This window comes from Methylovirgula sp., assembly GCF_037200945.1.
GTDB lineage: Bacteria > Pseudomonadota > Alphaproteobacteria > Rhizobiales > Beijerinckiaceae > Methylovirgula.
Window position 1 is genome coordinate 3,561,976 of record NZ_JBBCGP010000001.1, and the last position, 15,382, is coordinate 3,577,357.

The 15,382-nt window shown below is 58.5% G+C and carries 14 protein-coding genes and 1 riboswitch; of the genes, 9 read left to right on the top strand and 5 right to left on the bottom strand.

What is annotated here, in order from left to right:
- The first annotated feature begins 92 nt into the window (after positions 1-92).
- Positions 93-172, top strand: a riboswitch (SAM riboswitch).
- Positions 173-258: 86 nt separating this feature from the next.
- The 3 genes from WDN02_RS17405 to WDN02_RS17415 all read left to right on the top strand — a co-directional run bounded on the left by WDN02_RS17405 (position 259) and on the right by WDN02_RS17415 (position 4,080).
- Positions 259-1,494 carry an O-succinylhomoserine sulfhydrylase gene (locus WDN02_RS17405; protein ID WP_337294683.1) on the top strand — a complete coding sequence of 412 codons (1,236 nt, stop codon included), beginning with the start codon at positions 259-261 and terminating at the stop codon, positions 1,492-1,494.
- A gap of 89 nt (positions 1,495-1,583) precedes the next feature.
- Entirely contained in the window at positions 1,584-2,672 is a 1,089-nt protein-coding gene (locus WDN02_RS17410; RefSeq protein ID WP_337294684.1) for a cytochrome c peroxidase, read from the top strand.
- A gap of 310 nt (positions 2,673-2,982) precedes the next feature.
- Positions 2,983-4,080, top strand: coding sequence for a hypothetical protein (locus WDN02_RS17415; RefSeq protein ID WP_337294685.1), 1,098 nt, complete (start codon positions 2,983-2,985; stop codon positions 4,078-4,080).
- A 68-nt stretch (positions 4,081-4,148) separates the two neighbouring features.
- Here the strand turns inward: WDN02_RS17415 and WDN02_RS17420 are convergent, their stop codons facing one another.
- Positions 4,149-4,517: a methylamine utilization protein gene (locus tag WDN02_RS17420; RefSeq protein WP_337294686.1), complete on the bottom strand. Its 369-nt coding sequence runs from the start codon at positions 4,515-4,517 to the stop codon at positions 4,149-4,151.
- A 168-nt stretch (positions 4,518-4,685) separates the two neighbouring features.
- Here WDN02_RS17420 and WDN02_RS17425 point away from each other — a divergent pair, with 168 nt between their 5' ends.
- The 6 genes from WDN02_RS17425 to WDN02_RS17450 all read left to right on the top strand — a co-directional run bounded on the left by WDN02_RS17425 (position 4,686) and on the right by WDN02_RS17450 (position 11,326).
- The gene (locus tag WDN02_RS17425) at positions 4,686-7,568 is read left to right on the top strand and encodes an EAL domain-containing protein (RefSeq protein ID WP_337294687.1); all 2,883 of its coding nucleotides are present in this window, start codon (positions 4,686-4,688) and stop codon (positions 7,566-7,568) included.
- Between the two features lie 143 nt (positions 7,569-7,711).
- Positions 7,712-8,392 carry a ribulose-phosphate 3-epimerase gene (rpe, locus tag WDN02_RS17430; protein ID WP_337294688.1) on the top strand — a complete coding sequence of 227 codons (681 nt, stop codon included), beginning with the start codon at positions 7,712-7,714 and terminating at the stop codon, positions 8,390-8,392.
- A 14-nt stretch (positions 8,393-8,406) separates the two neighbouring features.
- On the top strand, positions 8,407-9,714 hold the full coding sequence (gene purB / locus WDN02_RS17435; RefSeq protein WP_337294689.1) for an adenylosuccinate lyase: 1,308 nt from the start codon (positions 8,407-8,409) through the stop codon (positions 9,712-9,714).
- Between the two features lie 58 nt (positions 9,715-9,772).
- A complete protein-coding gene (locus tag WDN02_RS17440) occupies positions 9,773-10,399 on the top strand; it encodes a hypothetical protein (protein WP_337294690.1) in 627 nt (208 codons plus the stop codon).
- 2 nt (positions 10,400-10,401) lie between these two features.
- On the top strand, positions 10,402-10,950 hold the full coding sequence (locus WDN02_RS17445) for an alpha/beta fold hydrolase (RefSeq protein ID WP_337294691.1): 549 nt from the start codon (positions 10,402-10,404) through the stop codon (positions 10,948-10,950).
- Between the two features lie 136 nt (positions 10,951-11,086).
- Positions 11,087-11,326: a hypothetical protein gene (locus WDN02_RS17450; RefSeq protein WP_337294692.1), complete on the top strand. Its 240-nt coding sequence runs from the start codon at positions 11,087-11,089 to the stop codon at positions 11,324-11,326.
- Positions 11,327-11,525: 199 nt separating this feature from the next.
- On the opposite strand, the gene WDN02_RS17455 is transcribed toward WDN02_RS17450, so the two are convergent.
- From WDN02_RS17455 to WDN02_RS17470, 4 genes are read right to left on the bottom strand one after another with little or no spacing between them, the layout of a single operon-like run.
- Entirely contained in the window at positions 11,526-13,070 is a 1,545-nt protein-coding gene (locus WDN02_RS17455) for a hypothetical protein (protein WP_337294693.1), read from the bottom strand.
- Positions 13,048-13,404, bottom strand: a complete 357-nt coding sequence (locus WDN02_RS17460) for a GtrA family protein (RefSeq protein ID WP_337294979.1) — start codon at positions 13,402-13,404, stop codon at positions 13,048-13,050. Before WDN02_RS17460 ends, WDN02_RS17455 begins: the two co-directional genes overlap by 23 nt.
- Before the next feature lie 25 nt (positions 13,405-13,429).
- Positions 13,430-14,113 carry a methyltransferase domain-containing protein gene (locus WDN02_RS17465; RefSeq protein ID WP_337294694.1) on the bottom strand — a complete coding sequence of 228 codons (684 nt, stop codon included), beginning with the start codon at positions 14,111-14,113 and terminating at the stop codon, positions 13,430-13,432.
- Entirely contained in the window at positions 14,110-15,255 is a 1,146-nt protein-coding gene (locus WDN02_RS17470; protein ID WP_337294695.1) for a glycosyltransferase family 2 protein, read from the bottom strand. Before WDN02_RS17470 ends, WDN02_RS17465 begins: the two co-directional genes overlap by 4 nt.
- Positions 15,256-15,382 lie beyond the last annotated feature (127 nt).

The following is a 15,382-nucleotide window of genomic DNA, read 5'->3' on the forward strand; positions in this document are numbered from 1 at the left end:
CGTCGTAGAGCGCCGCGTCAAGGCGCCAAACTGCCGCCAGACGATTGGCGAACAGCTATTTCCCCTTGAGCCAGCCGAAGGCAAGGCCTATTCTGGCGGTTCGTGGTCATTTGGGCCGGCCGGCTTGCCGCCACGTTAAACAAGGGACTAAAAGGGCCGAGGCTGCGAAGCATTCCGCTCTTTTCAATTCGTCCTGCCGGCCGCGCCCGCGCTGCCACGCGCCGTTCGTTGAGCACGGCCCGCGAGAAGGAGACGAGAATGACGGATAAGAAGGCCGACGCGGCGCTCAAGGATCCGAAGAACTGGCGCGAGGCGACCCGCCTCATCCACGGCGGCACCCTGCGTTCGCAATACGGCGAGACGTCGGAGGCGCTGTTTCTCACGCAGGGCTTCGTTTACGAGACGGCGGAAGCCGCCGAGGCGCGCTTCAACGGCCAGGACCCCGGCTTCGTCTATTCGCGTTATTCCAATCCGACCGTCGCCATGTTCGAGGAGCGGATGTGCCTGCTCGAAGGTGCCGAGGCGGGGCGCGCAACAGCGAGCGGCATGGCCGCCGTGAGTGCCGCCCTGCTCGGCCAGGTGAAGGCTGGCGATCACGTCGTCGCGGCACGGGCGCTGTTCGGCTCTTGCCTTTATGTCGTCGAAGAATTGCTGCCGCGGTTTGGCGTCGCCTCCACGCTCGTCGATGGAGCCGACCTTGCGCAATGGGATGCGGCGGCGCGGCCGGAGACGAAGGTTTTCTTCCTCGAGAGCCCAACAAATCCGGGCCTCGAAGTCTATGATATCAAAGCAATTTCAGACATCGCGCATCGGCACGGGGCGCGCCTCGTCGTGGATAACGTCTTCGCCTCGCCAATCTTCCAGAAGCCGCTTCAACTCGGCGCCGATTGTACGGTCTATTCGACAACCAAACATATCGATGGTCAGGGACGCTGTCTCGGCGGCATCATCCTGTCGAGCCGCGAATTCATCGACACACACATCCATAATTTCTTGCGTCAGACCGGCCCGGCGCTCTCGCCCTTCAATGCCTGGGTGATGCTGAAGTCACTCGAAACCTTGCCGCTGCGCGTCAATCATCAGGCCGCGAGCGCTGCGCGTATCGCTGATACGCTTGCCGAACATCCAAACGTGACGCGTTTGATCTATCCGGGGCGCCCGGATCACCCTCAGGCCGCCCTCATCCGGCGGCAGATGACGGGCGGCGGCACAATCGTGACGTTTGAAGTCCCTGGCGGCAAGGCGGGCGCCTTTGCCGTGTCGAATGCACTCTCGATCATCAAAATCTCCAACAACCTGGGTGACGCGAAAAGTATCATCACTCATCCCGCGACAACCACGCACCAACGGCTGACGCCGGAGGCGCGGGCGAAGATGGGGATCAGCGACGGACTCCTGCGGCTGTCGGTCGGCCTCGAAGATCCTGACGATCTGATCGCGGATTTGTCGCACGCCCTTGCGGCCCTCGCCCAACCGGGCTTGGCAGCGGAATGAGCTGCTTTATGCGTGCTACGGCGAAAGCGGCGCAAAAATAACGAATTATCAACGGTCTCCGCGCCAAGCTAGAGGCGCCGGAGACCGCGATGTTTTTTAGCCCTCGCAGTCTGCTGGTGTCGATCCTTCTGTCGCTTTCGATGGGCGCTTCAGGCGCCGAGAAAGCACCGGATCCGATCGATGCCGGGCTGCGCCAGCAATATCTGCGTCCGACCGCGACGCCCTACCCCGGCGACGATCCCTATTCGCCGGCGAAGGAGGCGCTTGGCCGCACGCTGTTTTTCGATCGTCTGCTCTCGGGTTCCGGCACGCATAGCTGCGCGACCTGCCACAGCCCGTCATTATCGTTCGGCGATCGTCTTCCGCGCGCTGTCGGCGATGCGGGACGTCCGATGGCTGTCCGCTCGCCTACACTCCTCGACGTCGCCTTTATCGATCGCTACGGCTGGACCGGCAAATTCCCGACACTTGAGAAGGTCTCGTTCGCGCCGATCATGGCGGCGGGAAATCTCAATCTGACCGAGCAAGCTCTGATCGCGCGGCTCTCGGCTCAGGCCGTCTACGTCAAAGCATTTGCGCAAGTTTTCCCGGACAAGAAAATCGATCGCGAAAATATTTCGGCAGCGCTCGCGACCTATGTGCGTTCGATCCACTCGACGCAGGCGCCATTCGACCACTGGATCATGGGAGATGAGGCCGCCGTCAGCCCCGCGGCCAAACGCGGCTTTGCGATCTTCAATGGCAAAGGCAATTGCGCACAATGCCATAGCGGCTGGTCGTTCACTGACGGATCGTTCCACGATATCGGCGTCGGCAAAGGAAAAGACATTGGCCGCGGCGCGTTCTTCCCGACTTCCGTCAAGCTACGCTATGCGTTCAAAACGCCGACCTTGCGCAATGTCGCCGAGCGCGGCCCCTATATGCATGACGGTTCTGTCGGGACCCTGGAAGCAGTGATCGATCTCTACAATAGCGGCGGCGTCGATCGTCCAAGCCGTTCGGAATTGATCCATCCGCTTGGACTGTCAGCAAACGAAAAGAGCGATCTCCTCGCCTTTCTCAGAACGCTCAGCGGCCATACCGAAATCGTCAGCCTGCCCGCCGCCTGCGCCCTGAACGCACCGTGCTTTAGCAAAAGCGTGGGAGCACCGTTCCAACCAAAGCAAGCCCCAAAATGAAAAGTGCGCCGCCCGATTGTTCGAGGCGTACGTTGTAGCTTGGCACGCGTTGCGCGGCATAGGCCGAACCGGTGCCGAGAAGAAGGCTCAAAAGGCTTAGTGCGAAAATCATCTGTCACTCACTGGGAAGCCGCAGAGACGCGATGATCGCGTCACGGCCTTACCAATTCCTTTTCAGGACCATGTTTCTCCCAGCAACCTTAACGATGCCGAATTTGTGCGCCGCGATTAACCACTTATTAGGAATAGCGAAGACTTAGCGTTAAAATTCGATTAAATTATTATTATTGGAATTTGTACGGGGACTAAAATGGAATTGCGTTCGTCGGGCTGGCGTCATTTAACAGCTGTTATGGGCCTCGCTGGGGCTGGAAGTTTTTGCTGGATCGCGGAAGCCAGCGCTCATGTGAAATGGTTCTGCTTCTACAATGTCGCCGGGCAGCCCCGCGGCCTTGAGAATGTTCTCTGCCCAAATTTTGAACTGTTGATGCTGACAGCATTCACGCTGCTTTTATTCGGTTACATCGTCGAATCGAGCGTCGTTGGAACAGCGTTGCTCGCGGCGCTCAATCGCGTGACGCGCGGCCTTCGCGAAGATACCGACGTCATCATTCGCGCCGCTTGCGGTTTCTTCTTTGTCGCAGCCTGGGCTAATGGCGGCGTCATCCTGACGCCCGAACTTAAGACCAACGTTGCATTGATCGCCTGGATTCAACTCGCCCTCGCGGCGGGACTGATCTGGCGCGAGACGCTGATCTTCACTGCGCTCGGCATCGTCGGACTTTTCGTCTATGCCGTCTATCAATACGGCATCTTTCATCTGCTGGATTATCCGATCTTCCTCGGCATCGCCGCTTATCTGGGGCTGACTGGCCTCAAGCGTGATCTCTTCGGCATGCGCCCACTCGATGTCGTTCGCTACAGCGCCGCGATCACGCTGATGTGGGCTTCGATCGAGAAATGGGCCTACCCTGAATGGACATTCCCACTGTTCATCAGCCACCCTGCCATGAGCATGGGTTTCGACCGCGAATTCTATATGCAATCGGCGGGCATGGTCGAATTCACCCTGTCCTTCGCACTGATCCTCACGCCGCTCGTGCGCCGTGTCGCGGCCATTATTCTCAGCGCGATGTTCATTGTGGCGGTGCCGGCTTTCGGCAAGATCGACGCGATCGGGCATGCGCCGATCATCGCAGTCATGTTCGGCATCATCGCCGATGATTCAGTGAGCCGACGGCCGATCCATGTGTGGCTTGGCATCAAGGAAAATCTCGCCAAGTTCAAATTGGCGATGTCGAGCTGGGATATCGTTCTGATCCCGGCGGCCTATTGCGCCGCCCTCGCAGCCTTCCTGGCATTCTATTACGTGCTGCATTCGGTGCTCTACGGAACGCACATCGCCTGAAAGCTTCGCGCATAACTCGTTCTACAAAAAGCTCCGAGAGATCCTCGGAGCTTCTTTTTTGGGCATCGTCACTTGACGACGACGATGAGCTTCATTTTCGGATGAATGCCGCAGAGGACGTTGAATTTGCCGCGGACGGAAAAGACGACGTCTGTCTTGCTGCCTGGCAATTGATCGCCCGAGTCGAAGTTGAACGTATCGGACTCGACATACGCATGGTGCAGCAGATCACCGTCGTCGTTCACGATCCGCACGGTATCGCCCTGCTTTATGCTGAGAAAATTCGGATTGAACGCACGTCCCCTTTGCGAGATCACGTACGGGGTCGGGCCTTGCTGCGTGCGCGCAGTACCGCCAGCGGTCAAGATCAAGGCCGCCGCCAGCACTGCCATCGAAAGCCGAACCTGTTTGCCTGACATCATAACCCTACGGGTCAAGTACCCGCTTTTCGTCGCCCCGTCAGCGACACAACTTTCCCGGGAACCAATTCGCTCATCGGTTAACTAAAAGCAAAATCACCACTTTTAGGCGTGGTTCGACAAGGAATTTAGCCTCGTCTTAACTCCGAAGGCCCCAAAATAAACTATTCAATTCGAGTTATTTTTATGAATGTCGATCCTGCATCGCCGCCGGCATATGGTACGCTGACAACGCTGCGCTCGCCGCTAACGCGTCTCGCCCAATTGGCGCAAACGATTCGCGGGCGCATTCTAACAGCCTTTCTAGCGATGAGCATCATCACGGCTGCGCTCGGCGGTTATGCCGCGCTCGGGATTCGCCGCGCCGGCGTGTTGGTCACGAAAACCTTCGACGAATCCTTAATGTCGATTAACTATGCGCGTGCGGCGTCGGCCGATTTCGCCGACATGCAGGTCGCATTCGCGCGCCGCTTGAGCGCGACGAAGCCCGAAACCCGGACCAAACTTGACCGGACGATATCGGACCTCGAAGAAAACCTGACTGAAGATCTGCAGATCGCCGCAGAACGCTCGCAATCCCTACGAGCGGCCCGCGCCGCTGCGGAAGTGCAGAACGCCGCTGATACCTGGAGTGAAGCGCGCCGCCGGCTGCCGGAAAACATCTCTTTCAATGCCGCCTGGGGTGAACTCGACCCTTATGCCGAGACGGTGTCGCAGCAGATCGACTTGCTCGTCAATTATACGGCCGGCGATGGCTTTACCTATCGGCAAAGCGCGCGCCAGCAGGTTGCCGTCGCGACGGAACTTGCACTGGTCGGGACAATCGCCGCGCTCGTTTTGTCGGGCTTGGTCGTCCTGCTTCTTTCGCGACGCATCACCAAGCCGGTCGCTGCGGCTTCCGCCGTCGCCAAGCGGATCGCCAGCGGTGAACTCGAAGGTGAAATTCCCGTCGGTAGCGCCGATGAGCTGGGCGCGTTGCTCGCGGCCATGCGCGTCATGCGCGACAACATCCGCGCCATGATGGAGCGCGAGGTCGCACAGCGTCGGACCGCCCAGGTCCGGCTCGCCGACGCACTTGAAAGCTCGCGTGAAGGCATTGTCGTCGTTGATGCCGATCACCGCATCGCGCTGGCCAATTCCCAGGCCAAGGAATTTTTCGGTAGCGCAATGGGACTGCTGGAGCCGGGCAAATCTGCTGGCGCCGCCACGCAATCCAACGATCTCGCCTTAGCCACGCTCTCACTCGAAGGTCTCTCTCCGGGCACCGAAGAACTCCGGTTGCCGGATGGGCGCTGGCTGCGCGTCAGTCGCAGCGCGACTGCCGACGAAGGCTTCATCACCCTCTACAGCGACATCACTGTTCTGAAGGAGCAAGAAGCTAAGCTCAAAGCGACGAATCTGCTTCTCGACGCCGCCCTCGACAATATGTCTCAGGGTCTGTGCCTCTATGACAATGAGCAGCGGCTGAAAGTCGTCAATCGCCGCTTCTGCGAGATCTTCCGCCTCTCCCCGGCACAATTGCGTCCAGGCATCGTTTTCCGCGATGTCCTCGACCTCAGCGTCGCAGCCGGCAACCACGGCGACGAGACTGCGGATGACCTTTACGCGCAAGAAATCCCACTGATCAGCAGCCGTATCTCGGCAACGCGCTTTCTTGAGTTGAGCCAGAATCGCGTCATCCTTATCGCGCGCCAGCCAACGGCTGATGGCGGCTGGGTGGCAACCTATGAAGACGCGACCGAGCGCCGCCGCGCCGAAGAGCGGATTGTCTTCATGGCGCGGCATGATGCGCTGACCGGGCTGCCGAACCGTATGCTTTTCGCCGAACGGATCGAAGCCGCGATCAGCCAGATCGGACGTGTCCATAACGGCTTCGCGGTGTTGAGCCTCGATCTCGATCACTTCAAGCAGGTCAACGATACGCTCGGCCATCCCGTCGGCGACGCACTGCTGCGTTCGGTGGCGGAGCGGCTGCAGGCCAGCGTTCGCGAAGTCGACACGGTCGCCCGTCTTGGCGGCGACGAATTTGCCATTCTGCAACCCGGTCTCGACAAGCCCGAAGATGCGGCGATCCTCGCCCGCCGCATTGTCGAAGTTCTCAGCGCGCCTTATGAGATCGAAGGCAATCGTCTCACGATCAGCGTGAGTATCGGAATCGCAATCGCGCCCGGCGACGGCAAGGCATATGACAAGTTGCTGAAAAGCGCCGATGTCGCCCTCTACCTCGCCAAGGCGGATGGCCGGGCGATCTGGCGCTTCTTCGAACCCGAGATGGATGTCCGGCTACAGGTGCGCCGCGCGCTGGAACTCGATTTGCGGGATGCGCTGGTAAACAACGAATTTCAGGTCTTCTACCAGCCGATCTACGATTTGCACGAAAACAAGATCGGTGGCTTCGAGGCGCTGCTCCGCTGGAACCATCCGACGCGCGGCCTCGTCGCGCCGACAGAGTTCATCTCGCTCGCGGAGGAAATCGGGCTCATCGTACCGCTCGGCGAATGGGTTCTGGCGACCGCTTGTGCCGAAGCCGCCAGCTGGCCAAAATATATCAAGCTCGCAGTCAACGTCTCGGTCGCTCAGTTCAAGAACGAGCTTTTCGTGCCGATGGTGACGGACAATGTGCGTGCCGCAAGCCTTTCGCCGCGCCGGCTCGAACTCGAGATCACCGAGTCGCTGCTGCTCAACAACACGGCCGCGACGCTCGCCAAGCTGCATCAATTACGCGACTTCGGCATCCATATCGCGATGGACGACTTCGGCACCGGCTATTCGTCGCTGAGCTATCTGCGCAGCTTTCCCTTCGACAAGATCAAAATCGACCAATCTTTCATCCGCACGATGTCGGATAAGGACGGTTCGCGCGCCATCGTCCGCGCCATTACGGCGATGGGCGGCAGCCTCGGCATCCGCACGACGGCGGAAGGCGTCGAGACGCATGAACAGCTCGCCTGGCTACGGGCCACGGGCTGCGACGAGGCACAGGGCTATCTGTTCAGCCGCCCCGTGCCGGCAAACAAAATCCCGCGCTTGCTCATGGAATGGAACGGCCTGAAACGCGAAGCGGTCTAGCCTGCTTCGCTGCCTCTCGACGCGCGCGCGCCGCGCGTGCTATGGCGTGGCATCCGGCACCCGCAGAGCCGCCAGATTCAGAAAAGCCAGCCTTTTCAATGGCATCTCGCTGAATGCAGTGTTCGCGCCGGTGAAGAGGCTCAATGCGTCCGCTTGCCATTTTGCCATCCGTTCTCGCCGCCGACTGGCTCCATATGGGCGACTCGGTCCAAAAGGTGATGGCCGCCGGCGCGGACATCGTGCATCTCGACGTGATGGATGGGCATTTCGTCCCCAATATCAGTTTCGGACCGGATATGGTCAAAGCGATCCGCGGCGTCACGGACGCGCGGCTCGATGTGCATCTGATGATCGCCCCGGTGGATCCTTATATCGAGGCCTTCGCCAAGGCGGGCGCCGATGTCATCACAATCCACCCAGAGGCCGGCCCGCATCTGCATCGCTCGCTCGGCGCCATCCGCCAGCTCGGCAAGAAGGCCGGCGTAGCACTGAACCCGGCGACGCCCGTTTCTACGATCGAACATGTGCTCGATCAGCTCGACCTCATTCTGGTGATGAGCGTCAACCCGGGCTTCGGCGGCCAGGCCTTCATCCGGTCGTCGCTCGAAAAGCTTCAGCTCGTGCGTGCCATGACCGCCGGACGCGATATTGATATCGAAGTCGATGGCGGCATCACGTCCGAGACCGCCGGACTCGTCGCCGAAGCCGGCGCCAATTGGCTTGTCGCAGGCTCGGCCGTCTTCAAAGGCGGCCCTGACGCTTACGCCGGTAATATCTCCGCCATCCGCAAAGCCGCACAAACCACACGCGGCGAAGCCGCTTAATTGAGACAGGTTCAATGATCCCTCGTTATTCCCGCGCCGAGATGGCTTCGCTTTGGGAGCCGCAGACGCGCTTTCGCATCTGGTTCGAAATCGAGGCCTATGCCTGCGATGCCTTGGCCGAAATCGGCGTTGTGCCGAAGGCCGCGACCGAGGTGATCTGGCAGAAGGGCAAAGACCTTCATTTCGATGTCGCGCGGATCGATGCGATCGAAAAGGTGACGAAACATGACGTCATCGCCTTCCTGACTTATCTGGCAGAAGAAATCGGCCCCGAGGCGCGGTTTCTCCACCTCGGCATGACGTCTTCGGACCTGCTCGATACCTGCTTCGCGGTGCAATTGACCCGCGCGGCTAATCTGCTCATCAAGGACACTGACGCGCTGCTCGCCGCGCTGAAGCGCCGCGCGTTCGAATATAAGCTGACGCCGAGCATCGGCCGCTCGCACGGCATCCATGCCGAGCCGGTCACCTTCGGCCTGAAACTGGCCGAGGCCTATGCGGAATTTGCCCGCGCCCGCGCGCGGCTTGTCGCGGCGCGTGAAGAGATCGCGACCTGCGCCATTTCCGGCGCCGTCGGAACATTCGCCAATATCGATCCGCGCGTCGAAGTCTATGTGGCGCAGAAGCTCGGCCTTCGGCCGGAGCCGGTTTCGACCCAAATCATTCCGCGCGACCGGCATGCGATGTTTTTTGCAACGCTCGGCGTCGTCGCCTCGTCGATCGAGCGGGTGGCCACGGAAATTCGCCATCTGCAACGCACTGAGGTACTTGAGGCTGAAGAATATTTTTCCGAGGGGCAAAAGGGTTCCTCGGCAATGCCACACAAGCGCAACCCCGTGCTGAGCGAGAATCTGACCGGCCTTGCGCGGCTCGTTCGCGGCATGGCGCTGCCGGCGATGGAAGACGTCGCGCTCTGGCACGAGCGGGATATTTCGCATTCCTCGGTCGAGCGCGTAATCGGCCCTGACGCGACGATCGCACTCGACTTCTCGCTAGCGCGGCTCGCCGACGTGATCGACAAACTTGTCGTCTATCCGCAGAACATGCAGAAGAATCTCGACGCGCTTGGCGGTCTCGTCCATTCGCAACGCGTGCTACTCGCGTTGACGCAAAAGGGCCTGTCGCGGGAAAACGCCTATGCACTCGTCCAGCGCAACGCCATGCCAGTCTGGCGTGGCGAGGGCAATTTCCTCGAGCTTCTGAAACAGGACGCCGACGTGAAAGCCGCGCTGAGCGATGCCGAACTCGGAGATCTTTTCGATCTCGGCTATCATCTCAAGCACGTCGATTTCATCTTCGGCCGCGTCTTTGGCGCGAGCTAGAGATCCGAAAAAAGCTGTCGTTCCCAGTGAGATAACGCGCTGAATTGAAGTGAGAAAAATGAACGCTTCCGACCGTCTCGCCAGTTTGATGCCGATCGTCATCGACGATGATCAGCTTCATGCTCGCTGGCTCAACACATTCTCCTATCTCGAATATGTCGGTTTCCGCAAAATCATCAAAAGCCAGCGCGCTGACGGGCTCAGCCGTGCTTTTCTCAATCATGCGCTGGAAGAAGGCGGCCATGCCTTCTTACTCAAGAATCTGGCGGTGAAGGTCGGCGGCAAAGCCTTCGAGCTCTATACGCCGGAGAGCATGCTCTGCCCCGAGGCCGCGAGCCATTATTTTCAAAATCTCGACCACGGCTGCGACGAGAAGTTCGCCGCTTTCCCGGATGCCGAACGATCGAAGATCGTCTATCTCTACGTGACTTGGCTGATCGAGCGGCGCGCGCTCGATGTCTATGGCCGTTATAAGGACGCGCTCGGCACGTCGCCGCTGGGCGGCCAGCTCAATGAATTGCTCGCCGAGGAAATCGGACATCTGCGTCAGGTCGAAGCCGGACTGGCCGCGGGCGATCCCGAACATGCGACGCGGGCGCCCGCGCTTGAGGCGTTCGAGCAGGACCTCTTCGATACTTTTGTCGCAGCGCTGACGGAGAACGTCGCGCCACAGGCACGCGTCTGACGATGCGGACCAGCGACGCCGATATTCTGATCATCCCCGGCCTCGGCGGCTCGGGGCCGGATCATTGGCAGTCGCGTTGGCAGGCGAAACTTTCGACCGCACGGCGCGTCGAGCAAACGGATTGGGACCGCCCCCTGCTCGCTGACTGGCGCGCGGCCATTGCCACCGCCGTGGCAGAGGCTCAAAGGCCCGTCATTCTCGTCGCGCATAGTCTCGGCGCAATCACTGTCGCCGATATCGCGGCCGAACTTGGCGACCGGGTGAAAGGCGGCTTTCTCGTCGCGCCGCCGTCAGTGCGCGCGATCCGCGAGATCGAAGGCGTCGATCCGCGATTTGCGGAGGGGCCGTTTGCAGCCCTGCCCTTCCCGTCGGTTCTTGTAGCAAGCCGCGACGACCCTTACGCAACGTTCGAGGAATCGGAAGATTTCGCCCGTGGCTGGCAGGCCGAGATCGCCGACGCTGGCAATGCGGGCCACATCAATGCTGCGAGCGGCCACGGCCCCTGGCCGGAGGGATTGATGCGGCTTGCGGGGTTTCTGAAGAATCTATAAATCTATCCTGCCGAATGGCGCGTTGCCGAAAGCAGATCCTTTAGACTGATCCGGAAAAACGTCATCGCGGCGCCGACAAAATGGAATAGATTTTTCTCGTCCAGCCCTTTGGGAATCACGACGAGAGAACACCATCATGAAACGCGCAGCCCTCGGCCTTTTCGGCCTGTCGATGATGTCTCCTGCTTTTGCACAAATTGCCCCACCGGACACCGTCCGGATCAGTTCGAATTTCAGTATTACGCAGACGGTCAAGGATGGCGACACCGCCGCCATCGACAATTGCGGAAGAGACTGGGCGCAAAATCATCTATCAGCGCGCCGGGCAGGAATGCAAACTACTCCTCGAGACGCTGGCGAGTACATGCATGCTTGAATCGCTCAATGTCTTTGCCAATGTCCAAAATCGCGGATTCCGGGTCGAAACGGGAAATGTCGATGTCAATGCGAATGGCAACGCACAGTTTTGGGTAACGCCAAGGAATTGAAGCGGCGCGCCGAAATGCGAGATGGAACGAGAGTTCTTAGAAGGTCGAACGCCGTAACTCAATTGGATATAGCTAAAGAGGACTTTATCAGCGGCGGTGCCAGATTTGGACGTCACCCATCCGCTCGACAAATTTATAATCGAGTAGAACTTGGGTGAATCGTGGATCGGCACGTGCCCAAGTAAGCCAGTTGAAACTTTTTGCGCTGCCGTCCTCAACGAGGAGAATTGTCGGCCGATTGCCACGAATATCATCGACGAGCATATCGCGCGCAAGCGTTACATATGGCGCGAGCTTGGCCATCTTTGTCGGATCTGGATCTTCGATTTCCTGGGCCGCTACATTTCCGACTATCCAAAGACTGCAAACTCTCTGCGCCCAAACGCCGTGAACCAGACGGGTGAGTGGGAAACCCAGCGATATATCATTGCTAATCATTGCAATCGTGGGACGTGGCGCAATTCTTTCGATCTCCTGCGCGACCGCGCGCGTATCGTAATGTACAGTTTCAAGATCGAACCAACGTGCGCCGAAACAGAAGATGAGCACGACCGCTGAAAACTCAAAGAGGCGAAGACGCGCATCGGATATCGTGATGGCGCCGTCGGTGCGCGTTAATCGGATCGCAAGGGCCAGCAAAGCAAGGGCGAGCGCTGGAAAGCTGTGATAGGGCCATCCTTTGCCCTGCAAGAGAAACGCCAGGTAACTGGCACCGGAGCAGGCAAGCAGAAGATCACAAAAGGCCCCGCCGCGCTGTGACCTTTCGATCATGATATTCAGCACAATAGCGAAAACCCATAAAATACTCCCCGTCGAGAAAATGAGCGCGGCGAGATCAACTCGCGCCGGTACGTAGACGGCATTGACGAGAGGCAGTGTCTTGGTGAAAAAATCCGGAAATTCTATCCATAAGATCGCGCCATAGAGCAGAACGATCATCACGACCGCCCAGTTTTCCAAGACGAAGATGATTCGCCACGAGCGCATGCGCCAAGCTTGGAACGAGACGGCGATAGCAATATCAATGACGATATGTGGTTTGATGACCACGCATAGGCCGCAGCCAAGGCCAGCGGCAAGCCGCAACCATACGTTCGGTACCGAACCTTCTGCCCTCGTCGCAAGGACAGCAATCCAAGGCAAGATTAATATGAAAGACAGATGCTCTCGCTCGGCGAAGGTATAGGTTGGCAAAATAAGAAGAATCGCGGCCACGCTCGCCGCGAGAAGCGGTATCCTGTGCTGTGTAACGAACTTCTGTCCCAGGACAACCGCGACAAATCCCAGGGCGGTCGCGGCAAGAGCAAAAACGATCGCGTTGCACGCTGCTTCCGCGGGTATTCCCAGAATTCCAGACAGCCAGACGGCCGGGGCATAAGTAAGAATGGCACCAGGTGGATTGACTTCGACGAAATCATGCCGGCCGCTTAACAAGTTCTCGGCCACAGTCAGAAGCCATGATACGTCGGCATTCTCGAGAATCTCGAAACGCATCCAGATCGCAGCGACAATAACAGCCGCAGGAAGACACCACGCGGCCAATTCAGCGGCCTTCGCATGGATGTTCTTTTCGACTGGAGAGATCGTATCGATGTAGCCCACGATATCCTCAAGCCGGCGATCGAAAGACAAAGAATTCTGCCGCTGCGTAATTCGCCATGGGCACCGACACGCTTGTCAGCACGAGCGCCATTTCGATAGAAACTCCGATTTTATGCAGCACGAACAGAATTGTGGTTGCGATGCCGCCGGAAAGAATGGTCATACCGAGAAAGCGCGGCGCCGCGACGGCGTGCGGGGCACGTGACTCGAAGGTGAAACGCGCGTTCGTCCAATAGGACCAAAGCGCGCATAACAAATACGCAAAGAGAGACGCAACTATTGCATTTATTCCACAGTGAACAAAAGCGATCGATATCGCCGCATAAGCAATCGTATTAATTAGGCCGATCATCCCGAACGACATCACGCGGCGCGACGAGATCGACACGTCACGCCCGCGCAGCGGTTAGATATTGCGCACCGATCGGCAGTCGTCCGGCAAGCCTTCCGAGCCGCCCGAAGAAGCCGCCGCGCGCTGGGAGAGTGAGGAAAAATTCCGTTGTTATTTTTTTTGCACCGGCCTTTCGCAGCAGTTCGCGAGTTTTCGAAGCGCGCAATAAGACCGCGTCGGCGTCGAAGCTGCATCGGCTGATCGCAAGCTGAGTCAGCGGATTGAAAGGATTATGTTCAATCACGCAAACCAAGCCTCCGGGACGCGTGACACGACGCATTTCACGCGTAAACGAATCCCAACGTTCTGGTGGTACATGATGGAGAACGCACACGGTCAACGTCACGTCGAAGGCGCCATCATCATAGGGCAATGACTCGCCCATCATCGAGTATGCAACGCTCGGGCTTAAGCGCTGGGCCTGTTCTATGCTGGCAGCAGAGATGTCAGCGCCAGTAAGTTTTCCGAATAACGGCTCGATGTAAGGATGAAGTAGGCCCACTCCGCAACCTATATCGAGCGCGGTCCCGGGTGGCGCTGCGCCAAAATTACGGCGCAGCGTGCGAGCAAGGACATCAACTTTAGCCTGAAGGAAGAAATCGTGTCGTAGTCCAGAAAAACTGATCGACGACTGTACCTCGTCGGAATAGCGGGCGGCATGGTTGTCGAAAGTGCTGGTCACGCGGGCCTCCGCAATTCGACGGAAGGCGCATTATCCTCTTCGATAGAGCCGTTCCGTGCGCGGGCGGCAGATGGAAGCGGAACCGTGCCGTGCATACTTTTCCGGTTTGGGGGGAACTCGGATGATGGGGATCGCGAGCGTCCTATGGACGTAGAGCCGAATTCATCCAGGTGTTGTACAGGCTTATCTGAAGAATTGAACCCAAAAGTCTCCGCGACGACATAAAGCGGCCGAGCTTTAACTTCCGAATAAATTCGCGCGATATAAAGGCCGACGATTCCGGTCAGCAGCATGTTCATGCCGCAAAGCAGGGTTACGATGACAATAGTCGATGCCCAGCCTGGAGCGAGCTGCGCTCCGGCCATTGTGACCGCGACAACATACAATCCATAAGCGAGTCCGGCGAAGGACACGATGCCTCCAGCCCAAATCGCGAGTAACAAGGGCACATCGGAAAATCCGACGACGCCGGCGACGGCAAGACGAACCATTTTCCAGATCGGATATTTTGTGGCGCCGGCCGCGCGTGGCGGTCGCTCAAATTCGACAATGGCTTGCCGAAAACCGAGCCATGCGAACATGCCACGGACGAAACGATCCTGCTCTCGCATTGCACGAAAGGCATCGAGGACGGTTCGGTCAACAAGCCGGAAGTCTCCCACCTCAGGGGGAATATCGACGGAACAGAGCCGGTCCATGAGGCTGTAGAAGAGCTTCGCTGTCCAGCGTTTAAACGCGGTCTCACCATCTCGGCGGCGGCGTTTGGCATAAACGATCTCGTAACCTTCTCGCCAGCGTGCGATCATTGTGTCAATGACTTCCGGGGGATCCTGGAGATCACCGTCCATGACAATCACTGCTTGACCGCATGCCACGTCCAATCCAGCTGTGATCGCGATCTGATGTCCGAAATTGCGTGATAAACGGACGAAGCGATAACGAGGATCATTTTTGCTTTTGTTGGCAAGTACAATCGGGCCAGTGTCTTTGCTGCCATCATCGACAATGATGACTTCCGAAGCGCCGTCGAGCCGGTCTAGAAGCGCATCCAACCTGTGCAAGAGCAATGGGATGACTGCTTCTTCATTGTAGATTGGGATTACAATGCTATAGACGACGCTGCCGCCGTGGAGATTTTCCATTGTCGTCTCGGGCTGCCAGCTCATAGGCGCAACCTACAGACGATCAGTTAATAAGACGGAAAATTACACTGGCGGTCTGGTTAACGAGCCGCTCCCCTTTCTGCCCCTGCGTGGTTTTAGCGGCGCC